The sequence below is a fragment of the Pseudomonas sp. USHLN015 genome (assembly GCF_037153275.1).
Taxonomy (GTDB): domain Bacteria; phylum Pseudomonadota; class Gammaproteobacteria; order Pseudomonadales; family Pseudomonadaceae; genus Metapseudomonas; species Metapseudomonas tohonis.
The window spans coordinates 453,106-476,499 of record NZ_JBBCKP010000004.1 but is presented as its reverse complement, the minus strand read 5'-3'; the positions used below and the strand labels follow the sequence as shown (position 1 = coordinate 476,499).

Here is a 23,394-nt window from a genome sequence, read left to right as displayed (position 1 = left end):
CAGTCTTACATCACAAGCACCCACACGAATTGCTTGATTCAAGTTGTTAAAGAGCAATTTCGATCAAGTCTTTCGTCTCAACCGAGGCCGCGCATTCTACAGCAGCCTTTCCTTCTGTCAAGCTGTTTTTCGAAGAATTTCTTCTTTCTACTCAACAACTTGCGCCTCAGTGATTCTTTCGCTTCACATCAGCGGGAGGCGAATTCTACAGCGTTCAAACTCGCTGTCAACACCTCTTTAGCAGTTTCTTTCGGAGTCATCCGAGCGAAACTGGCGATGCCTGAAACCAGCCTGGCACCACCCTTCCGCCGCACCGATCAAACCTTGGCTTGACCACCCTCCGATTACTTAACCTTTTGATTTACAAGAGGTTTTTCTTGGATTCCGCCGTGGAAGTGGTGCGCATTATAGGGATACGAAACGGCACGTCAACACTTTATTGAAATCTTTTCGCGAGACCGCCCCAGAGTGCGACAGCCGCCGCTTCCTGGAGCCTCTGCCGAACGAATCGCTGAACCGATGGCCGACTTGCTACTCAAAGGTCCGAACCGTTTGCCACCCCGGCACAGCCCTATACAAGAGGAACCTCCATGCACGAGCTGACATTCGAAGTCGGTGAGCACTTCCAGATTGGCGATGGCATCGTCGTCAGAGTGATCGCCACCCAGGGCTCGCAGACCAAGCTGGGCATCGAAGCCCCCCGGGATGTCGCCGTACACCGCGAAGAGATCTACGAGCGCATCTGCAAGGAACGGCAGCAATCGAGCACCTGCTGAGTCCCTCTATATATAGAAGGCGATAGAGTGCGCAGCGCCCCCTCCTCCTCCGCCGTCATGAGCCTGGCTAGGTGAAGGCCTCCACGGTGGAGCGCACCTTCACCAGCGCATCGCGCAACGCCCCCATTCCCACAGACCCCAATGCCAGCCTCAGCGCATGGGGTACCAGGGCGGACGTCGCGAAAGGCTCGGCGGTCGATACCGAGATCTGCTCACGCATCAGCGCCATCGCCACCTGGTCGGCCCGGGCATCCTCGGATAGCGGTAGCCAGAGGAAGTACGAATCGGGATGACGCACAACGCGCATCCCCGCCAGCAGCTCACCGGCCAGCGCCTGCCGTGCCCGGGCGTCTTCGCGCTTCTCCGACTCCAGCCGCTCCACGGTGCCGTCCTCCACCCAGCCACAGGCAATCGCCGTCAGCACGCCAGCGGTATTCCAGGCGGTCGCGCGGATGGTGCGCTCCAGCCCCGCCACCAGGAATGCGGGCGCCGCCATGAAACCGACCCGCAACCCCGTGGCCACGCTCTTCGAAAACCCCGAGACATAGACCGTCCGCTCCGGCGCCAGCGCAGCCAATGGCGGCGGTGCGTCCTCGACGAGAAAGGCATAGGCCGCGTCCTCGATGATGCGCAGATCATGGCGTCTCGCGATCGCCACCAATCGCTCCCGCTGCTCGGCCGCCATCACCCAGCCCAAAGGGTTGTGCAGCGTGGGCATCGTATACAGCACCCGCACCGGCCTCTCCCGGCAGAGTCGCTCCAGCGCCGCGAGATCCGGCCCCGCCGCGCCACAGGGGATGGCCACCAGCTCCACCCGCAACGCCTCCGCCAGCACTTTGAAGCCCGGGTAGGTCAGGGCATCCGTCGCCACCACATCCCCCGGCTGCAGCAGCGCCATCATCGCCACCGCCAGCCCGTGCTGCGCGCCATTGACGATCAGCACCTGCTGCGCCGCCACCCTCAGCCCCCGGCAGAGCAGATGACGCGCCATCACCGCGCGCTCGTGCAAACGCCCGCCGTGGGGTTGGTAACGCAGCAACGCCTCCAGGTCCCCGCTCAGCGCCAGCTGGCGCAACGCGGTGCGCAACAGCTCCGCCTGCCCCGGCACCGAGGGGTAGTTGAAGTTGAGATCGACCATCCCGGCTTCGACATCCTGCTGGTCCACCCCCAGCCCGGGCGGCAGCGACATCTCCCTGACGAACGTCCCGCGCCCCGTCTCCCCGCTCACCAGCCCCATCGCCTCCAGTTCCGCATACACCCGGGACGCCGTGACCAACGCCAGCCCCTCCTGCGCCGCCAACTGGCGATGGGTCGGCAGGCGTGCGCCCGGCAGCAGGCGCCCTGCTCGGATATCAGCGGCAAACGCATCGACCAGGGCCTTGTAGCGCGAACGAGGCATCGGATGTATCCATGACAATTTTTTGATTGTGCTGATTCTTGCTCCTAGCATCCGTCTCATCAAGCCGCGCAGCGCCCGAAAAGGCCAACCCAGCGGCCCCCAGCGACCCGCGAAGAGCGCCCAGGATGAAAGCCAGCACACCGCCCCTCACCGCCTCCCGAACCCAGGCCAACGCCACCCGTGGATGGATCAACGGCTTCATCGGCGTACTGATCTTCAGCGGCTCGCTGCCGGCGACCCGCGTGGCCGTGCAGGAACTCGACCCCACCTTCCTCACCGTCGCCCGCGCCAGCATCGCCGGGCTTCTCGCCCTGTGCCTGCTCATCGCATCCGGCGAGCGGCGGCCCACCCGCCAGCAACTGCTGCCCCTGGTCGTCGTCGCGCTGGGCGTCGTGCTCGGCTTTCCCCTGCTCACCGCGCTGGCCCTGCAATACGTGACCTCCGCCCACTCCATCGTCTTCCTCGGCCTGCTGCCCCTGGCCACCGCCCTGTTCGGCGTGGTGCGCGGTGGCGAACGACCCCCTGCCGCCTTCTGGGCATTCTCGGTACTGGGCAGCCTGCTGGTGGTGGGTTTCGCGCTGTCACAGGGGCTGACCGCCTCCCCCCGGGGCGACCTGCCCATGCTGCTGGCCATCGTCGTCTGCGGGTTCGGTTATGCAGAAGGCGCGAGACTCTCGCGCACGCTCGGAGGCTGGCAGGTGATCTGCTGGGCGCTGGTCCTGTCGCTACCGGTGATGCTCCCGCTCACCGTGGCACTGCTGCCGCCGACCCTCGCGACCCTCAGCGCGCCGGCCTGGGCCAGCCTCGCCTACGTGTCGCTGTTCAGCATGCTGATCGGCTTCGTCTTCTGGTACCGCGGCCTCGCCCAGGGCGGCATCGCCGCCGTCGGCCAACTGCAATTGCTGCAGCCCTTCTTCGGCCTGGCGCTGGCCGCCGGGCTGCTCCACGAGCGGGTCAGCCCCGCCATGCTCGGCGTCACCCTCGCGGTGATCCTCTGCGTCGCCGGCGCGCGCCGCTTCGCCCGCTGAATCCCTCCCCGGGCGGCGCGTCGCAAAGCGTCTACAGTGAGTCCGGAGGCGCGCCGGCCACCCCGGCGCCCCGCCCACAATCCCGTCGTCGCCCTCGCGCCCGTCATGGCCGAGTTGCTGCACAACGCGCCCGGCTTCCTCGAACCCGAGCACTACCGCAGCGACCCCACGCACTACGCCCGCAACCTCATCCACCGCGCCGCGAACGACGAGCTCTCGCTCTACGCCATCGTCTGGCTGCCGGGCCAGTGGACGCCCGTGCACGACCACGGCAGCTGGGGCGTGGTCGGCATCCTCGAAGGCATGCTGGAAGAACACACCTTCATCTGTACCTCCTCCGCCAACGACCGCGACGACGACATCGAACTGGCACGCGGCGGCACCCTCCTGCTGCCACCCGGCGCCGTCACCAGCTTCGTGCCCAACCCCGACCACATCCACATCACCGGCGTGCCCGGCGGGCGCCCGCGTGCCGTGAGCCTGCACCTCTACGGCCGGCTGATGCACAACTTCCACGTCTACGACCTCGCCTCCGGCACCCGCCAGCTCACCGAGGTCGAACACAACGCGGCACGATAGAAAGCGCATCACAGCGCCCTCTTCCACTTCTCGACAAGCACCCCGCCGCGCCCCTAGCATCCGCCGGCGGCCCGAGGCCGTGCCATAGAGGAACGAGGGCCAGGCCCCGACAAGGAAGGGAAACATGGAAAAGACCGATCTCGGCGTCGCTCGCTTTCTCATCCGGGGCTTTCTGTCCCGCGAGGAATGCCAGGCCCATATCCGCATGAGCGAAGCCATGGGCTACGAAGAGGCGGCCATCCAGATGCGTGATGGCGCGCATGAGATCCACAAGAACATCCGCAACAACGACCGCATCCTCTTCGATGACCCGGCACTGGCCGCGCAACTGCTGGAGCGTGCGCGCCCCTGGCTGCCGGCCTGCCTGGACAACGAATGGGAGCTGGCAGGGCTGAACGAGCGCTTCCGCTTCTACCGCTACACGCCCGAGCAGTACTTCAAGTGGCACCGGGACGGCTTCTACCGTCGCAGTCAGGACGAGATCAGCCAGCTGACCTTCCTGCTCTACCTCAACGACGACTACGAGGGCGGCGAAACCCAGTTCCGCGACGAAGACCGCATCCGTCCCGAGGCCGGCATGCTCCTGGTCTTCCCCCACCCGGTCATGCACCAGGGCGCCACCATCAGGTCCGGGGTGAAATACGTGCTGCGCACCGACGTGATGTACCGCCGCCTGCCCTGATCGCCACAGGACCTCAGGCAGCATGGGTTTCGCTCCGCTCGCGCAGCGCCGCCCGCCCCATCCTCCGAGCTCGCCGCAGGATGGGTAGAGCCCCGCGAAACCCATCGCCACCGAGCCGCCGGCCTTGCACCTGCGGCTCCTCAAATCCCCATCACGGCTCGCTGAACGACCGATGCATGCCATCGGTGAGCGGGCCGGCGATGTAGTTGAACAGCGAGCGCTCGCCCGTGAGGATCGCGACGCTCACCGGCACGCCCGGCAGCAGCGGGTAGCGCGTGCCACGGTGGACGAAGGCGTCCTGCGCCGGGCGGATGCGCACGCGGTAGTACGGCACCTTCTGCTCGTCGAGCACCGAGTCCGGGCTGATGTCCACCACCTCGCCATCGATCGGCTGGAAGCCCCGGGCGATCGAGGACACCAGCTGGATGCGCGCCTGCTGGCCCGGGTTGACCATGCCGATGTCGCCCACCGGCAGGCGGGTCTCGATCATCAGCGGCTCATCGGCCGGCACCAGGGTCATCAGCGTGCCGCCGGGCTGGATCACTCCGCCCTCGGTCACCACCTGCAGGGTCATCACCACCCCCTCGATGGGCGAGCGCACCACCTGCCGCTCGCGGCTGTCGGAGAACTTGCGCAGGCGCTCCTGCAGCTCGGTGATCTGCCGACGCGCTTCCGCCAGCTCCTTCTGCAGCTCCTCGTTGCCGCCGGAATCCAGCGAAGTCAGCGCCGCCTGCTCCTGCCGCTGCGCCGCCAGTACGCGGCCGAGGGAGGCCTGGGTTTCCTGCAGGGTGCCGCGCAACTGCTCCTCGTCCTTGAGCAGCTCCAGGTGCTCGTAGCGGTTGGCCAGGCCTTCCTTCATCAGCTTCTCGCTGATGGCGATCTGTTGCCGCAGCAGCTTGAGCTTGGCGTTGAGGTGCGCACTGCGCGCCTTGAGTTCCTTCTCCTCGGCATCACGCTGGAGGATCTTCTGCTGCTGCTCCTCGTAGCGGCTGCCCAGCCGGCTCTTCTGGGCGATGAACAGGTCGCGGTTGACCTTCACCTGCTCGGGGTAGTCCTTGGCCAGCTCCTCCGGCACCTGCATGGCGTCGGCACCGGCGAGCTGCGCTTCCAGGCGGATGGCGCGGATGCGCAGCGACCCCAGCAGCGCCTCGGTCTCGCGGCCCTCGGAGAGCATCGCCACGCGCTCCACTTCGGCCAGCGGCTCGCCGGCGGCCACGCGCTGGCCCTCGCGCACCAGGATGCGCCGGACGATGCCGCCCTCCAGGTGTTGCACCAGCTTGGTCTGCCCCATCGAGGCGACCTCGCCCGTGGAGTGGCTGGCGATGTCCAGGGTGAACAGCGCCGACCACAGCAGCAACGCCCCCAGCAGCAACGCCAGCAGGCGGATGGTCAGGCGGCTGCCCAGCAGCTCGTCCCCCGGCAGCGCATCGCCCCTGCCAGGCAGGAAGATACCGATCAGGCGGCGCAGCACCGGGTTGTTCTCGAAGGCGCCCAGCACACGATCGGCGGCGCGGCCGAGGCGGGTCGGCTGGTCGTCCAGGGGCAGGCTGTTCTCAGACATGGCTGGCTCCTGCTTGAGCGGGCTCGCGGGCGGGTTCACGCAGCACGCGCGGCACCGGCTTCTGGTTGAGGTCGATGACCACGTCGGCGGCCCCGAGAATGAAGGGCTCGTTGCTCATCACCACCAGCGTGCGGCCTTCGCGCACCAGGCGGCTGAGCAGCGCGGCGATGGCCTTGCAGCCCTCGGCATCGACGCCCTCGGTGGGGTCGTCCAGCACCACCAGGCGCCCCTCCCCCAGCACCGCGCGCACCAGCGCCAGGCGCCGGCGGATGCCCAGCGGAATGTTCGCGCCGCCGTTGCGCAGCGCCAGGCCGAGGCCTTCGGCACCGCCTTCGACGAAGGCGCCCACGGCCAGCTCGCGGCAGGCCTCCAGCACCCGCGCGTCCGGTGTATCCGGCGCCAGCACACAGAGGTTCTCGCGCAGGGTGCCGTCGAAGAACTGCGGCTCCTGCGGCAGGTAGGCCACCTGCCGGCGCCACCATTGCGGGTCCGCCTGGCGCAGGTCCATGCCGTCCACCAGCAGGTGCCCGCGCAGGGGTTCCAGCAGGCCCACCAGGAGCCGCGCCATGGTGCTCTTGCCGCTGCCGTTGGCACCGGTGAAGGCCAGCACCCTGCCGGCCTCCAGCTGGTAGTCGAAGTGCTCCAGCACCGGCACCGCTTGCTTGGGATAGGAGAAGGCCATGTCTTCGAAACGCAGGGCACCCTGCATCTGCCCCAGGCGCACGCCCTCGGCGCGCTCGCGGGGGATGGCGCAGAGCTGGCGCACCAGGTCGAGGGCGCGCTGGCCGCGGCCGATCTGCTCGCCCAGGCCCAGCGCCCGGGTCAGTGCCGCCAGGGCCCGGCTGGCGAGGATGTTGCACCCGATCAGCGAACCGACATCGAGGTTGCCCGCCAGCACCTGGCGCGCGCCCAGGCCCATGATCACCATGCCGAGGATCAGCGTCCCGGCGTAGCTGGCGTTCTGCATGGTGTTCTGCAGGCGGTTGAGCTGCGCGCGCTGCTCGGCCTGGTCGTCGGCGCAGGCCCGCCATTTTTCCTTGAGCGCATCGGCCGCCGAAAAGGCCCGCACCATCTCGCCACCGGCGGTGAGGTTGTGCTGGTAGCCAGCCATCTGGATGGCGATGCGGCTCTGCGCCTCCATCGGCTCGCGCAGGCGGCGCTGGGCCAGCAGGGAGACCAGCGCCACGCCGGCCATCACCAGCAGCGTCATGCCGGCGAGGAAGGGGCTGAGCATGCCCAGCACCACCACGAAGACGAAGGCGAAGGGCGTATCCAGCAGGGTCACCAGGTTCGGCGCGCCGAAGCACTGCTGCACCGTGCTCTGCCCCGAAAGGATCTCGCGCCGGGCGCTGTGGGGCAGTTGCTCCACCAGCGCGTACTGGCCGCGCGCGCTGCTCTCGAACAGGGTATCGCCCAGCTCGGCATCGGCGCGCGCGCACAGCCACTGCGCCACCCGCAGGCGGGCGTTGCGCAGCAGCACCTCGAAGCCCACCGCCAGCAGCGCACCCAGGGTCAGGGTCAGCAGGGTCGCGTCCACCCCCAGGGCCAGGTAGCGGTTGAGCACGTGGATGCTGTACAGCGAGCTGGCCAGGCCGAGCAGGTTGATCAACAGCGAAGACAGCAGCAATTCCAGGCGGAGCCTGGGCTGCAGGGCGATGCGGCGGAGAAACTCGTTCATCTCGGTACTACTCGGTAAAAGCGGAAATCCCCTCCGCGTTGCAGCGCGGAGGGGATCGGGTCACACCGTGTGGGGTTGGATCACGTCCTGTGGCAGGTTGTGCGCATCGGGCTGGTTGGCCAGCTCGGCCAGGGCGACCAGGCCGCTGCCGTCCGTGCCGCTGGCGGTGTCGGCGTCGTAGTACAGCCGGGTGACGTCGCCGTTGGAGATCAGGAAGAAGGCCGAGCCGCTGTGCTGGCCGCTGCCGCTGATCGCCGCCTCCAGCTCGTCGAGCTGGCCGTTGCTGCCGGTGCCGAACTGGAACTGCCCCGAGGCGAAGCTCACCCGGTACACGTCGGCATCGCCCTGGGCCGCGAGCTTGGCCAGGGTGTCCATCACATCGCCGGTGAAGGCCTGGGACACCGAGGTCAGGTTGCCCAGCCCACCGAAGGCCGTCGGGTCGAAGGTCAGGTGGTCGACGCCGGCCTGGAAGTCCAGGATCGCGTCCATGCCGTCGCCCGGCGAGGTGTAGTGGAAGCGGTCCGCACCGGCGCCACCGCGCAGGACGTCCGCGCCGCTGCCGCCCACCAGCAGGTCGTCGCCGTCGCCGCCGTCGAGCACGTCGCTGCCCGCCCCGCCGAACAGGCGGTCGTTACCGCCCAGGCCAGCCAGGTTGTCAGCACCCGAGGTGCCGGTGAGCAGGTCATCGCCAGCGCCGGCGACATCGTCGTTGCGCAGGGTGACGTCCTTGCTGATCAGCACATAGGGGCTGTTGGCGGCCGAGCGCAGGACGATGGACATCAGCTCATCGGCCTCCACCGCGCGATCGCCGCTCACCGAGAAGCTGAAGCTCGCGGTGGTGCTGCCGGCGGCGAAGGTCACGCTGCCGGACGGCCAGGCGCCGCCGAAGTCGTCGGCGTCCACGCCCTGGCCGGCGCCCGGCTGCAGGCTCCAGTAGAAGGTCTCGGCGCTGGCCGAGGCATTGCGGGTCACCTGGTAGGTCACCAGGCTGGTGCCCGCGTCGCCCTCCAGCACGCTGTCCGGGCCGCTGATGCCCAGGCCCAGGTCGTCGTCGCGGATGGTCCCGCCGAGGCTGGTGGAACCGCCGGCGATGGCCGGGTGGCTGAAGGTCAGGGTGAAGAACTCGTCGCCCTCGCGCAGGGAATCGCCACGGATCGGCAGGCTGAACACCATCTCCGACATACCGGCGGCCAGGGTGATGGTGCCGGTCAGCGGCACGTTGAAGTCGTTGGCGTCCACCGCCCCGGCGATGCTGTAGGTGAGGGTCAGCGCCGCGTTGTCCGGGCCCGCCCGCAGGATGCGGTAGGTCAGCGGCGTGGTGGTGCCGGGGCCGCCTTCCAGGCGGCTGTTGTCCATGGCCAGCACGGTCAGGGCCACGTCGTCGCCCTGGATGGTGGCGCGGGCGCTGCCCTGCAGCGGGTTGACGCTGCTGCCACCGCCGCTGCTGGAGAGCTGCACGGTGAACTGCTCGTCGGACTCACCCAGGTCATCGCCGTACACCGCCACTTCCAGCACCTTGCTGGTCTCGCCGGCGGCGAACTGCAGCACGCCGCCCGGCAGCACGCCACCGACGAAGTCGGCCGCATCCGCCGGCGCCGAGCCGCTGCCGGCCACCGACCAGTCGATGCTCGCCGCCGAGCTGGTGTCGCCGCTGCGGGTCACGGTGAAGCGGAAGATCGTGGTCGCCCCGCCGTTGCCCTCGGCCAGCACGCTGTCCACCACGCGGATGGCGAACTGGTTGTCGTCGTTGACGAGGGTGCCGCTGGCGCGGTCGTTGATCAGGTCGATGCCCTGCGGGTCGCTGAGCACCACCTCGAAGCCCTGGTCCGGGCCGAGCACGTCGTCGCCCTGCACGCGGATGACGATGTCCTTGTAGGTCTCGCCGTCGGCGAACACCAGCGAACCCGACGGCAGCACGCCACCGACGAAGCTGCCGGCGTTGGCCGGGTAGGTGCCCGCGCCTTGCAGCGCCCAATCGACACTGACGCTGCCGTTGCTGTCGCCCACCCGCTCGACGCGGTAGGTGAACTCGGTCACCTGGCCCTGGTTGCCCTCGTCCAGGCGGTCGCTGCCGAGCACCGCGATGCTCAGGCCCCGGTCGTCGTTGACGATGGTGACGCTGGCTTCACCGGTGAGGATGGTCGCCCCCTCGGCGTCGCTGAGCACCACGGAGAAGGTCTCGTCGCGCTCGCCCAGGGTGTCGGCATCCACGTAGACGGTGATGGTCTTGGTGGTTTCGCCGGCGCCGAAGGCCACCACGCCGCTGAGGAAGATGCCGCCGAAGTCCTCGGCGTCGACCGGGTTGGCGCCACTGGGCACCAGGTCCCAGAGCACGCTCGCCGGGCCGGAGAGGTCGCCGCCACGGGTCACGGTGAAGGTCACCGCGGTCTGCTGGCCGTCGCTGCCTTCCACCACCTGGGCGGCGTCGGCGGCGATCCACAGCACCGGGTCGTCGTTGAGCACCACCGACTCCACCGGGCCGGTGGTGATGGTGGAACCGAAGCTCGGGTTCTCCAGCCACACCTGGAAGCCCTCGTCCTCTTCGCCCAGCTCGTCGCCGCGCACGGCCACGGTGAAGGTCTTGCTGGTCTCGCCATCGGCGAAGTGCACGGTGCCGCCGAGGGCGGCGAACTCGGCGTCGCCCAGGGCATGGGCGCCCACGCCGGCGGCGCGCCAGTCGACGCTGGCGGCGCCCACGGAGCTGCCGCTGCGGTCGATGCGGAAGGTGAACAGGGTCAGGCCGTCGTCGCCTTCCACCGCTTCGCGGGTCACCGCGCTCAGGGCCAGGCTGTCGTCGTCGTTGCGGAGGGTTCCGACCTGGCCGTTGCCGACGATGTCGGCATGGGCGCCGGGGTTGGACAGTTGCAGGGTGAACTGCTCGTCGCCCTCGTCCAGGCCGTCGCCCAGCACGTCGATGTAGATGTCCTTGTGGGTCTCGCCGGCGGCGAACACCAGCTGGCCGCTGGGCAGCACGCCACCCGGGAAGTCGGCGGCGCTGGCGCTGCCGGCCTGCACGGCCCAGTCGACGCGGGTCTCGCCGCTGGAATCGCCGCTGCGGGTCACGGTGAAGTGCAGGCGGCCCGGCGTACCGGCGTCGCCCTCGTACACCTGGGCGGTGACGCTGGCCAGGGTCAGGTCGACGTCGTCGTTGCGGATCACCCCGGCGGCGCTGGAGCCGGCCGGGTCGATGCTGCTGCCGGCACCCGGCTGGTACAGCTCGACGCTGAAGCCTTCGTCCAGCTCCACGTCGCGGTCGCTGCGCACCGGAATGCTCAGCACCATCTCGCTCTGGCCGTCGGCGAAGGTCAGGGTGCCACTGGTGACGCTGAAGTCACCGGCATCGGTGTCGCCGTGGACGATGCGCCAGTTCACGGTGGAGGTGCCTTCGGTACTGCCGGTGCGGGTCACGGTGAAGGTCAGCGCGGTGCCTTCATTGGCCTCGGCGGCGCGCGGGGCGATGGCGAACACGTCGTCATCGTTGCGGATCACCGCCTCCACCTGCTGGTTGGCGAAGGTGTGGCTGAGGCTGTCGCCGGGCGCCTGCAGGCTGAGGGTGAAGCCCTCGTCCGCTTCCAGGCGACTGTCGCCGGCGACCCAGACGATCACGGTCTGGCTCATCTGGCCCTCGGCGAAGGTCAGCTCGCCGAAGGGCAACTGGCCACCGACGAAGTCATCCGCCGAGGCCGGGTTGGCCCCGCTGCCGGCGACGCTCCAGGCCAGGCTGGTGGCCAGGCCACTGCCGGTGCGGGTGACCAGGAAGCTGTAGCCGGTGGAGCCGTTGTCGCCTTCCACCGGGGTGGCGACGACGGCGAGGTTCCACTGCACGTCGTCGCTGACGATGGTGCCGGTGGCGCTGCCCACCTTGATGTCGGTGCCGGCGGAGGCGTTGCCCAGCACCACCTGGAAGGACTCGTCGCCCTCCAGGGTGCGGTCGCCGAGGACCACGATGCTGATGGTCTGGCTGGCCGCGTCGCCCGAGGCGAAGCTGAGGCTGCCGCTGGGCAGCACGCCGCCGAGGAAGTCGGCGGCATCGGCCAGGCCCTGCAGGCTCCAGTCCAGGCTCGTGGCGCGATCCAGGTTGCCGCTGCGGCTGACGGTGAAGGTGTAGACGGTCTGCAGGCCGTCGTGGCCTTCGACGTGGCGCGCGTCGCTGGCGACGATGGTCACCGAAACGTCGTCGTTGACGAGGGTGGCGTCCGCCGTGGCCTGGGTGAAGACCACGCCGTCGGCGCTGCTCAGGCTGAGGCGGAAGTCCTCGTTGGCCTCGCCGCTGTAGTCGCCGCGCACCGGCACGCGGATGGTCAGCTGCTCCTGGCCGGCGGCGAAGGTGACGCTGCCGCTGGTGGCCAGGAAGTCGTCCGCCGAGGCCGGGTTGGCGCCGATGCCGGCGACGCTCCAGTGGATGGTCTCGGTGCCGCTGAGCTTGCCGCTGCGGGTGAGCACGAAGTCGAACCAGGTGGTCTGGCCGTCATCGCCCTCCGCCTGGGCGGCCGGGGCGGCGACGTCGATCACCACGTCGTCGGCGCGGATCAGGCCGTCGGCGCTGGCCTGGCCGATCACCAGGCCGCTGGATGGGTTGCTCAGCACCACGCTGAAGCCTTCGTCGCTTTCGGCCAGCAGGTCGCCGCGCACGTTGATGGTGAGGGTGACGCTGGCCTGGCCGGCCGGCAGCACCAGCGAGCCGGAGGGCAGCACGCCGACGGCGAAGTCGCTGCCATCGGCCGGGTGCGCGCCGTTGCCCACCACCGCCCAGTCGACGGTCTTGGCCTGGTCCAGCGAACCGCTGCGGGTGATGGTGAAGGTGAAGGCGGTGGTGCCGCCGTTGCCTTCGGCCTTGCTGGCGTCGGTGGCGGCGATGCTGATGCTGGCGTCGTCGTTGAGGATGGTGCTGCTGGCGCTGCCGGTCTGGATCTGGGCGCCGCTGGCGTTGCCCAGCACCAGGTTGAAGGCCTCGTCGCCTTCCACCTGGGTGTCGCCGTTCACCAGCACGGTGATGGTCTTGCTCGACTCGCCGTCGGCGAACACCAGGCTGCCACTGGGCAGGCCGGCATTGTCGCCGAGCAGGTCGGCGCTGCCGAAGTCCGCCGCGCTGGCCACGCTCGAGCCCAGGCGCCAGGCCACCGAGGCGCTGCCGCTGGTGTCGCCGGTGCGGGTCACGGTGAAGGTGAAGGCGGTGGTACCGCCCTGCCCTTCGGCGCGGCTGACCTGGTCGGCGCTGATATTGAAGGCGGCGTCGTCGTTGAGGATGGTGCCCTCGGCCGTGCCCTGGCTGATGGTGTCGCCGGTGGTGCCGGCGCCCAGGGTGATCTGCACGCTGTAGGTCTCGTCGACCTCGGCCACGGCATCCTGGCTGGACTGGATGCTGATGGTCTTGGTCAGCTCGCCCGGGGCGAAGGTCACCGAGCCGGACATCGCCTGGCCATTGAGGTCCGCCGCATCGGCGCTGCCGTTGAGCAGGATCTGCCAGTTGATGGTCTGGTTCTGCTCGGTGCCGTGGCTGCGCGTGATGACGAAGGTCTGCGCCTGGCCCTCGCTGGTCGCCCCCTGCAACGGCGCGATGGAGAAGGTGGCGTCGTCGTTGCGGATGGTGCCGGTGGCGGTGGTGCGGATCGGGTCGCTGATATCGCCGCTGAAGCTGCCCAGGACGATGCGGAACTGCTCCACCTGCTCGGGCGTGACATCACCGACCACGGTGACGCTGATGGTCTTGCTGGTCTCGCCGGCGGCGAAGCTCAGGGTGCCGCTGGTGGCGCCGCTGAAATCGGCGGCGCTGGTGCTGTCGTGCAGCAGCGACCAGCTCATCGACGAGCTGCCGCTGGTCACGCCGGAACGGGTGACGGTGAAGGTCAGCACCTGGTTGGCGTCGCTCTCGGTGATCGAGGCGTCGGCGATGCTGATGCCGGTGTCGTCGTTGGTGATGGTCAGCGTCGCGCTGTTCTGCGACAGGCTGCGGGTCACGCCCGGGCCGTTGAGGGTCTCCTCGTAGAACACCACGCGGAAGGTCTCGTTGGCCTCCACCGTGCCGTCGCCGCGCACGCTGAAGGTGATGGTGCCGGTGTTGACGCCATCGGCGAAGCCCAGGGTGCCACTGGGCAGCACGCCGCCGGTGAAGTCGGCCGCGTCCGCCGGGTTGCCGCCGATGCCTTCCACGCGCCATTTCACCGTGCCGGAACCGGTGTAGCCGCTGCGCACCACGTTCAGCGAGAAGGTCGCGGACTGCCCGGCACCGGTTTCCGCCAGGCTGGTGGCGGTGGGGGTGATGCTGTAGGCGGTGTCGCCGTCGTACAGCGTGCCGCCGACGCTCATGCTGGTGGCGGTGCTGGCGGCGATGGAGTCGACGCCGAAGCGCACGGTGGACCCGGTGCTGTCGCCCGGCGCACTGAGGTTGAGGGTGAAGCCCTCGGTGCTCTCGATGCTGCCGTCGAGCTTGAGCAGGTTGGCCAGGGAAATGGCGTAGCTGCTCTGGCCACCGGCCAGGGTGATGGTGCCGCTGGTGCTGACGAAGTCGGCGCTGTTGGTGTTGCCGTTCGTCAGGGTGTAGTTCAGCGTGATGTCGTTATCCAGGCGGCCGGAGCGGACCAGGGTGAAGTTCAGCGGCTGGCCTTCGTAGCCGGCGACGCTCGGGGTGGTGTTGCCGAAGCTGCCCATCCACAGGCGGATGTCGTCGTTGCGCAGCGTGGTGCTGGCGCTGGCCTGGGCCGGGTCGATGTTGGTGGGGCCGTACTCGTCACGGTAGCTGCCGCTGATGAACCCGTTGTCGTAGGCGGTCCGCGGGTCCAGCAGGGTCATGGTCAGGCCGGTGTCCGGCTCGATCACGGTGTCGCCCCCGAAGGTCACGGTCACCTGCTTGCTGGTCTCGCCGGCGGCGAAGCTCACCACGCCGTAGGTGGTGTTGTAGTAGGGCGAGCTGGACCAGACGGTGTTGCCGCCATAGCCGCTCACCTGGCCACCGTTGTTGCCACCCCAGTTGATGTTGTTGCCGACGATCTGCCAGGCCACGGAGCTGGCGTAGTCGATGCTGCCGCCGGGTTGCACGGTGCGGGTGATGGTGAAGGTCACGCTGGTGCTGGCGGCGCTGCCCTCGAACACCTGGGTGCTGCCGGCGCTGACGCCCAGCAATGCGGCCGGCTCGTCGTCGTAGACGCGGCCCGTGGCGCTGGAGCCGATGGAAGGCGTCTCGATGTCGCCGTCCAGGTTCTGCGGGTTGCCCAGCACCAGGGTGGCTTCCTCGCGCCAGGTCTCGGCGAGGCCGTCGTTGATCGTGCGCAGGGTGATGGTCTTGGTCAGCTCGCCGTCGGTGTAGGTGAAGCTGCCGCTCAGGGTGCGGGTGCCGGCGTTCCACGACAGGCCCGGGTTGTTGGCCAGGATCCAGTCCATGTCCAGGTCGGCGGGGTCGAGCTTGTACCAGGTGCTGCGGGTGTTGTTGGTCTCGTTGGTGCTCTCGGAGCCACCCAGCTGGATGGACCAGTCCACCGAATCCGTGCCGCGCTGGTCGCCGCTGCGGGTGATGGTGTAGACGAGGTCCTGCCCTTCGTTGACATGCGCCACGCTGGCGTCGAAGCGGGTGTCGTCGTTCTGCAGCACCACGTGGTTGTTGACGTAGCCGGGGTTGGCGCTGGAGCCGCCCTGGATGCTGCTGCCCGGGCTGGCCTGGGTGAGGTAGAGGCGGAAGGCCTCGTCCTGCTCGCCGGCATCGTCCACCCTGGTGCGGATGGTGACGTAGGCCACCGACTGCCCGTCGACGAACTCCACGCGGCCGGACGGCACGGTGTTGTTCCAGAAGTCGCTGGCGTCGGTGGCGGTGTAGCCGCTGACGCTGGTCTGCACGGCCCAGTCCACCCAGGCGGTGCCGGAGGTGGAAACGGTGCGGTACACGGCGAAGGTGTGTTCGATGTAGCCATCGGCCGCGCTGCCGCCGTCGGCCACCGTGTCGCCCTCGACGCGGGTGCGCCCGGTGGTGGGGGTGTCCTGGATGTAGAACTCCGCCTCGTCGCGCTGGATCTCGCCGAACAAGTACACGCCGCTGGCGCTGGTGTTGGTCTGCAGCGTGGTGTCGCTGGTGTAGATGTTCTGGCTGCCGGTCTGCGGCGCCACCAGCTCGTCGATGCCGCCCGCATTGCTGAACAGCACCTTGAACCACTGGTCGTCCTCCACCGTGTCGTCGCCGCGCACGGTGAGGGTGATGGTCTTGCTGGTCTCGCCGCTGGCGAAGGTCACGCTGCCCGACGGCAGGGCGCCGCCATTGAAGTCGGCCCCGTCGGCCGCGTATTCCCAGCGGCCGTTGCTGTAGGACCAGACGTCCTGGCCGGTGGTGCTCCAGTTGACCGTGGAGGTCTTGGCCAGGTCGCCACTGCGGGTCAGGGTGATGGTGTAGGTGGTGTTCTCGCCGGCCACCTTCTCGGCCTGGCTGGCCTGGACCCACTCGACGGTGACGCGGGTGTCGTCGTTGGCGATGGTGCTCTGGTAGCTGCCGTTGGCGCCGATGGAGGTGCCGCTGCTGGCGCCGCTGAGCACTAGGTTGAAGCGCTCGTTGCCCTCGATGCTGCCCACGCCGGTGTCGCCGTAGGCGTAGACGGTGATGGTCTTGCTGCTCTCGCCGGCGGCGAAGCTCAGGGTGCCGGAGGGCGTCAGGTAGGCCGAGCCGTTGGTGAAGTCGGCGGCATTGCTGTCCAGGTGCTGGACGCTCCAGTTCACCGTGCTGGCCTGGTCCAGGTTGCCGGTGCGGGTCACGGTGTAGGTGAAGGGCGCGCCGGTGCCATGGGCGCCGTCACCTTCGCTGCGGCTGGTGGTGCCGGCGGTGATGTTCAGCTCGGCGTCGTCGTTGCGCACGGTGCCGGTGGCGCTGCCGGTGGTGATCTCGGTGCCGGCGGAGGCATTCTCCAGCACCAGCTTGAGCACCTCGTTGGCCTCCAGCTTGCTGTCGGCGGCGATGCGCACGGTGATGGTCTTGCTGTTCTCGCCGGCGGCGAAGGTCAGGGTGCCGTAGGGGATGCCGTCGCCATCGAGCAGCACACCGCCCGGCTGGCTGCCGTAGAAGTCGGCGCCGTCCACCGCGTTGGCAACGCTCGGGTCGACGCGCCACTGCACGCTGCTGGCCTGGTTCAGGTAGCCGCCACGGCTGACGCTGAAGGTGAAGTCCACATAGCCGCTGTTGCCCTCGCCCTTGTCCGCCGACAACGCGCCGATGCTCAGGGTGGCGTCGTCGTTGGTCAGGGTGGTGGTGGCGCTGGCGGTGCTGATACTGCTGTTGGCCGGCGGGTTGGACAGGGTCACGGTGACCGCTTCGTCGCCCTCGTACTGCGAGTCGCCCTTGACGCGGATGACCACGGTGGCGGTGGCCTGGCCGTCGGCGAAGCTGACGGTGCCGGTGCTGCCCTGGCCGGCGCCCAGGTCGGCGGCGTCGAGGCCGCCGCCGAGGGTCCAGGTCAGGTCGCGGCTGCCGGACAGCGAGCCGCTGCGGGTCACGGTGAAGCTCACCAGGCGCTCGCCGCCGTTGCCTTCGGCGAGGCTCGCGGCATCGGCGGCGATGGCGAAGCTGGCGTCGTCGTTGAGGATGCGCGTACTGGCGCTGCCCAGCCCCGCTTCGACGGTGCCGCCCTGCGGGTTGAACAGCTCCACCTGGAGCAGCTCGTCGGCCTCGATCAGGTTGTCGCCGCGCACGCGGATGGTGATGGTCTGGGTGTCGCTGCCGTTGGCGGCGAAGCTCACGGTGCCGCTGGGCAGGCCGCCGTTGTTGCCGTTGCCGTCCTGGCCGCTGGCGAAGTCGGCGGTGTCCAGGCCGGTGGCGCTCTTCAGGCGCCACTGCACGGAGCCGGCGGCATTGCTCAGGCCGCTGCGGGTCACGGTGAAGGTGATGTCGGTGAAGGCACCCTGGGTGCCCTCGGCCTGCGCGGCCGGGGCACCGATGCTGAAGTTGGTGTCGTCGTCCTGCACGGTGGTGGTGGCGGTGGCGCCAGTCACCAGGCCCGCGCTGGGGTTGCTCAGGGTCAGGGTGAAGGCCTCGCTGCCCTCCACGCGGCTGTCGCCGGCCAGCTCGAAGCTGACGGTGAGCTCGGACTGGCCCGGGGCGAAGGTCAGGGTGCCGCTGGGCAGCCCGCCCAGGGTGTCGCTGGCATCGCCGCCATTGGCGCCGCTGACGGCGTAGTCGACCGTGGCGCTGCCGGACAGCTCGCCGCTGCGCACGATGCGGTAGATCACGGTCTGGCTGCCGCCGGTGCCTTCGCTGACGGTGGTGCGCTCGGCGACCACCGCGAAGCCCTGGTCGTCGTTGCGGATCACGCCTTCGGCACTGCCGTCCACCACGTTCTGCGGGGTGCCGTCGTCCAGGCGGGCGTTGCCCAGGTTGACGCTGAAGGTCTCGTCGGCTTCCACCACCAGGTCGCCCTTGACCAGCACGGTCAGGGTCTTGCTGGCCTCGCCGGCGGCGAAGCTCAGGGTGCCGGTGCTGGCGTCGAAGTCGGCGGCATTGGCGATGCCGGCCAGGGACCAGTCCACCAGCGCGGCCGAGCCCAGGTCGCCGGCGCGGGTCACGGTGAAGGTGAAGGCGGTGGTGCCGCTGTGGCCTTCGGCCTTGTCGGCCGCGAGCGGGCTGATGGAGAAGCCCAGGTCGTCGTTGTCGATGCGGCTGTCGGCGCTGCCGACGGTCAGTTCGGTGTTGCCGTCGCGGGCCTCCAGGCTGACGCCGAAGGTCTCGTCCAGTTCGATGTGGCCGTCGCCGGACACGCGCACGGTGACCTGGGCGCTGGTCTGGCCCTCGGCGAACTGCAGGGTGCCGGACGGCAGGCCGCCGTTGCCGCCTAGGGCGTCCTGGCCGCTGATGAAGTCGGCGAGGCTGGCGGCGTCGACGCCCTGCCCCACCTGCACCTTCCAGTCGACGCTGGTGGCGCGCAGGTCGCCGGCACGGGTGACGGTGAAGGTGAAGCTGCGTTCCTGGCCGGCATCGCCTTCGGCGGCGCTGGCCTGGTCGGCGACGATGGACAGGCCGACGTCGTCGTTGCGCACCTGGGTGCTGGCGCTGCCGGTGAGCAGCTGGGTCTGGTCGTGGGCGGGGTTTTCCGCCGGGTTGCCCAGGGTCAGGGTGAGGGTCTCGTCGCTTTCCAGCACGGCGTCGCCGGCCAGGGTCAGCTCGATCACCTTGCTGGTCTCGCCGGCGGCGAACTGCACCAGGCCGTTGAGGGCGGTGCCGGCGGCGAAGTCGTCCGCCTGCAGGCCGCTGGCGGTCCAGGTCACGCTGACCGGGCCGGACAGGTCGCCGCTGCGGGTGACGGTGAAGCGCAGGACCTGGGTCTCGCCCGTGGCGCCTTCGGCCACCTCGGCCTGCTGCGCCTGGATGCTGATGCCCACGTCGTCGGAAACGATGCTGCCCTGGGCCTGCCCGGTGATGATCTCGGCGTGGCCGCTGGCGTTGCCCAGGGTGACGGTGAAGGCTTCGTCGCCCTCGACATCACGGTCGCCGCGCACGGCGACCTGGATCACCTTGCTGGTCTCGCCCGGGGCGAAGGTCAGGGTGCCGGCCGGCAGCACGCCACCGGCGAAGTCGGCTGCGTCCACCTGGCCGGAAAGGCTCCAGTCCACGGTGGTGGTGCCGCTGGTGACGCCGGAGCGGGTCACGGTGAATTCATGGATGACGGTGCCGCTGTCGCTTTCCGCCAGGCCGCTGCGGGTGGTGGCGATGGAGAGGCCGGTGTCGTCGTTGGTGACGGTGGCCGACGCCGTGGCCGTGCCCAGGCTGGAGCCGGTCGCCGGGTCGTAGAGCTCCACGCGCAGGCCTTCGCTGGCCTCCACGCGGTAGTCGCCAGCCACTTGCAGGGTGATGGTCTGGCTGGTGTCGCCACCCGCGAAATTGAGAATGCCGCCGGGCAGCACACCGCCGACGAAGTCGGCCCCGTCCACCGGGTTGCCGCCCTCGCCCACCACGCGCCAGGCGACGCTGCCGGTGCCGCCGAGGTAGCCGCTGCGGTTGACCACGAAGCTCAGCTGGGCCACCTGGCCGTCACCGCCTTCGCTGACGCTGGAGGCCTGGGCCTGGATGGAGAACTGCTGGTCGTCGTTGAGCAGTTGGCCGTTGATGCTGCCGTTGGCCACGGTGGCGCCGGGGTTCGGCGTGCCGAGGCTGAGGACGAAGCTCTCGTCGCCCTCGAGCTGCGAGTCGGTGGCGATGTGCAGGACGATCTCCAGGCGATCGACGCCCGCGGCGAACACCAGGGTGCCGGAGGGCAGTACGCCGCCGACGAAGTCGCTGCCGTCGACGCCGTTGATGGCGCCGGGCGCGAGGCTCCAGGTGATGCTGTCGCTGCCGGCGAGGTCGCCGCTGCGTTCGACCACATAGCGCAGCTCACGGGTGCCGCCGCTGCCTTCGAAGCTGTCGGCCTGGGGCAGCAGGTTGAACACCACGTCGTCGTTGCGGATCACCCCGGTGGCCTGGCCGACGGAAATCTCGGCGCCGGCGCTGGGGTTGCTCAGCACCACCTGGAAGGTTTCGTTGGCTTCCAGCAGGTTGTCCGGGGACAGCGGCAGGGTCACCACCAGGCTCTGCACGCCACGGCCGAACTCCAGGGTGCCGCTGAAGGCGGTGCCGGAGAGGAAGTCGGCGAGGCTGGCGGAGTCGGCGTCGCTGCCGAACACCACGCGCCAGTCGACGCTGACGCTCTGGGTCAGGTCGCCCTGGCGCTGCACGGTGAAGTTGAGCTGGCGCGGGGTGTCGCTGTTGCCTTCGGCGGCGGTCAGGCCGCTGCCGTCGAGGGAGAGGCGCGCGTCGTCGTTGATCAGGCTGCCGGTGGCGCGATCCTGGATCACGCTCATGCCCGGGGTGCTGGTGCTGATGACCACCTGCAGGCCCTCGGTGGGCTCGTAGTGGCTGTCCGGGGTGGGGCTGAAGCGGATCACCGCGCTGCTCTGGCCGGCGGCGAACTCGACGGTGCCGGACGGCAGGGTGCCGCCGAAGTCGGCGGCGTCCACCGGGTTGTTGCCGTAGCCCTGCACGTGCCACTGCACGCTGCCCGGCAGCGACAGCTCGCCGGTGCGGGTGACCACGAACTCCAGCACCGGAGCGGCGCTCGTGCCCTCGCGGACGTTGGCGGTGCGCGCGCTGATGGACACCGCCTGGTCGTCCGGGTCGATGCTGGCCAGGGCCGCGCCGACGTCGATCTGGCTGTTGGCGTCCTGGGCCTGCAGGGCCACGGTGTAGCTCTCGGTGCCCTCGATCAGGCTGTCACCGTTGAGGCGCACGTAGATGACCTTGCTGCTTTCGCCGGCGGCGAACTGCACGACGCCGCTCATGGGCTGGTCGGCGGCGAAGTCGTTGACGTCGGCCGGTAGCTCGCCATAGCCGGCGATCTGGTAGCCGATCTGCCCGGCGCCGCTGGTGTTGCCGGTGCGGGTGATGACGAAGGCCTGCACGCCACCGGTGCCGTTGCCCTCGGTGGTGGACGCGGTCAGCGCCTCGATGCTGTAGGTGGACTCGTCGGTGCGGAGGGTGCCGTAGGCCTCGCCGTTGATGACCTGCACGCCGGCCGGCGGGTTGTGCAGCACGATGCCGAAGGTCTCGTCGGTTTCCGCCAGGTTGTCGCCCTTGACCCAGACGGTGACCAGCTTCTGGGTCTCGTTGGCGGCGAAGGTGACGCTGCCGCTGGGCATGCCGTCGGCCATGCCGAGCTGGTTCTGCCCGGCGACGAAATCGTTGGCGTCGGCGGCGTGGGCGCCGACCCGGACGAAGCGCCAGTCGATGGTGAGGTCCTGGCCCAGCAGCTCGGAGCGGGTCACCAGGAAGGTGATCGCGGTCTGCTGGCCCTGCCCGCCCTCGACCACGTCCAGGGTCACGCCGCGCAGGCTGACGCCGGTGTCGTCGTTGACGATCTGGGTGCTGGCGCTGCCGCCGGAGACGCGCAGGTTGCTCTGGTCGCTCTGCAGGCTGACGGTGAGGGTCTCGTTCTCCTCCACGTCGCGGTCGCCGCGCACGGTGAGGACGATGTCGCGGCTGGTCTCGCCGGCGGCGAACTCCAGGATGCCGCCGTCGATGCCATCGACGATGTCGTCGGCATCGACGCCGCTGACCGACCAGCGCACCGAACCGGCGCTCTGGGAATCGGTGCGGGTGACGGTGAAGCTGACCGTGGTGGTGGTGCCGCTGTCGCCCTCGGTGACCTGGGCCTGGTTGGCACGGATGGACACCAGGCCGTCGTCGTTGACCACGGTGGTGCTGGCGCTGGCGGTGCCGATGATGAGGTTGGCGCTGGGGTTGCCCAGGGTGACCGTGAGCACTTCGCTGGGCTCGACCACGCGGTCGCCCAGCAGCGGGATGGTGATGGTCTTGCTCACCTCGCCGACGCCGAAGACCAGGCTGCCGGAGGGCAGCGCGCCGCCGATGTCGGCGGCGTCCAGGCCGCTGGCGCTCCAGTCGACGGTGGCGGCCGCGCGGCCGTTGTCACGGGTGATCACGAAGGTCAGCAGTTGCTGGTCGCCCTCGTCGCCCTCGAGCACCTGCACGCGGGTGGCGACGATGCTGACGGTGGCTTCGTTGTCGAGGATCTGGGTGCTGGCGCTGGGCTGGCCGAGCTGGCTGCCGGCGCTGGGGCCGCTGAGGGTCACGGTGGCGCTGCGGTCGCCCTGGGCCAGGTAGTCGCCGGGCACCTCGATGCGGATCTCCTGGCTCATCTGCCCTTCGGCGAAGGCCAGCAGGCCGCCCGGCAGGTTGCCGCCGAACAGGGCCGGGTCCAGGCCCGCGAGGTTCCACTGCACCTGGCTGGCGCCAGTGCCGCCGCTGCGGCTGACGGTGAACACCAGCACCAGGGTGTCGCCGTCGTCGCCTTCGAGCACCTCGGGGGTGCCGGCCACGCTGAGTACCGAGGCCGGCTCGCTGGTCTCGCCGGTCAGGGTCGGTGCGGCCGGCGGCTCGAAGCCCGCCGGCAGTTCGCTGTTGGTGCCGGCAGCCAGGCTGCTGCCGATGCCGGTGTCGCCCCGCAGGTTGGGGAACACGCCGAGGCCACCACCGGCCACGCCCGAGGTGCCCTGGCTGGCCGCGCCGGTGCCGATGCCGGAGCTGACGCCGCCGAGCAGGCCCGGGCCCATGCCGTCGAGGTTGAGCATGGCCAGTTCCGGCGGGACGCCGGGCGGCAGCATGCCGCTGCCGGTCATGTCGCCGGTGAGCGCGGCCTGCTCGGGTCGGAAGGTGACGTTGGGCCGGTCGAGGTCGATGTCCTGGCCGAACAGGCCGGTGATCTCGGGGCGGTAGGTGCTGTCGAAGGGCGCCGGGCCGGGAATGGTCGAGCCGTCCGGCTGGCCGGGGAACCGGGTCGCCTCCAGCGCCTGGACGCCGTCGGGGCGCTCCGCCGGTGCATCCGGCTGGGCCGGGAGCTGGGCATCGGCGAGCCAGGCCCCGACCCAGGCGGAGGCATCCACCGCGCCGGTGCCGGCGGCAGCGGCGTTGGCCTGGGCCGCCACGGCCTGGCGCAACGCGGCGGCCATCTGCAGCGGGACGCCGGCGGCCAGGAGCATGTCGTGCATGGTCTGCAGGGCCTGCTCCAGCGAGGTGACCTCGGCGGGCGCATGGCCGGTCAGGAAGTCCGTGACCACCTGAACGGCACGTACCAGGGTTTCGATCTGCGCGCTCGTCAATTCAGCCATCTCGGCTACTCCTGCGGATGCTGTTTACAGCCTGTACTGGGAAAAACGCGCACGCACCCGGGACAGGTGC

General features: G+C 69.5%; 8 protein-coding genes and 1 pseudogene. 5 read left to right on the top strand and 4 right to left on the bottom strand.

Going from position 1 to position 23,394, the window contains the following annotated elements; genetic code table 11:
* Both WFQ67_RS11070 and WFQ67_RS11065 read left to right on the top strand, forming a co-directional pair.
* A pseudogene (locus WFQ67_RS11070) lies at positions 1 to 333 on the top strand (hypothetical protein); the annotation flags it as partial.
* 257 nt (positions 334 to 590) lie between these two features.
* Positions 591 to 776 carry a carbon storage regulator gene (locus WFQ67_RS11065; protein ID WP_173179450.1) on the top strand — a complete coding sequence of 62 codons (186 nt, stop codon included), beginning with the start codon at positions 591 to 593 and terminating at the stop codon, positions 774 to 776.
* Positions 777 to 843: 67 nt separating this feature from the next.
* Here the strand turns inward: WFQ67_RS11065 and WFQ67_RS11060 are convergent, their stop codons facing one another.
* Positions 844 to 2,175, bottom strand: a complete 1,332-nt coding sequence (locus tag WFQ67_RS11060; protein ID WP_337056878.1) for an aminotransferase-like domain-containing protein — start codon at positions 2,173 to 2,175, stop codon at positions 844 to 846.
* A gap of 125 nt (positions 2,176 to 2,300) precedes the next feature.
* Between WFQ67_RS11060 and WFQ67_RS11055 the strand changes: the two genes are divergently transcribed.
* The 3 genes from WFQ67_RS11055 to WFQ67_RS11045 all read left to right on the top strand — a co-directional run bounded on the left by WFQ67_RS11055 (position 2,301) and on the right by WFQ67_RS11045 (position 4,464).
* The gene (locus WFQ67_RS11055) at positions 2,301 to 3,203 is read left to right on the top strand and encodes a DMT family transporter (RefSeq protein WP_337056877.1); all 903 of its coding nucleotides are present in this window, start codon (positions 2,301 to 2,303) and stop codon (positions 3,201 to 3,203) included.
* 105 nt (positions 3,204 to 3,308) lie between these two features.
* Positions 3,309 to 3,782, top strand: a complete 474-nt coding sequence (locus WFQ67_RS11050) for a cysteine dioxygenase family protein (protein ID WP_337056876.1) — start codon at positions 3,309 to 3,311, stop codon at positions 3,780 to 3,782.
* Between the two features lie 124 nt (positions 3,783 to 3,906).
* A complete protein-coding gene (locus WFQ67_RS11045; protein ID WP_337056875.1) occupies positions 3,907 to 4,464 on the top strand; it encodes a prolyl hydroxylase family protein in 558 nt (185 codons plus the stop codon).
* A 151-nt stretch (positions 4,465 to 4,615) separates the two neighbouring features.
* Here WFQ67_RS11045 and WFQ67_RS11040 read toward each other — a convergent pair whose 3' ends face one another.
* From WFQ67_RS11040 to WFQ67_RS11030, 3 genes are read right to left on the bottom strand one after another with little or no spacing between them, the layout of a single operon-like run.
* Positions 4,616 to 6,025, bottom strand: coding sequence for an HlyD family type I secretion periplasmic adaptor subunit (locus WFQ67_RS11040; protein WP_263153611.1), 1,410 nt, complete (start codon positions 6,023 to 6,025; stop codon positions 4,616 to 4,618).
* Complete coding sequence (locus tag WFQ67_RS11035; protein WP_337056873.1) at positions 6,018 to 7,703, bottom strand: ATP-binding cassette domain-containing protein; 1,686 nt, start codon at positions 7,701 to 7,703, stop codon at positions 6,018 to 6,020. Before WFQ67_RS11035 ends, WFQ67_RS11040 begins: the two co-directional genes overlap by 8 nt.
* Before the next feature lie 60 nt (positions 7,704 to 7,763).
* The gene (locus WFQ67_RS11030; protein ID WP_337056872.1) at positions 7,764 to 23,324 is read right to left on the bottom strand and encodes a Calx-beta domain-containing protein; all 15,561 of its coding nucleotides are present in this window, start codon (positions 23,322 to 23,324) and stop codon (positions 7,764 to 7,766) included.
* Between the last annotated feature and the right edge of the window lie 70 nt (positions 23,325 to 23,394).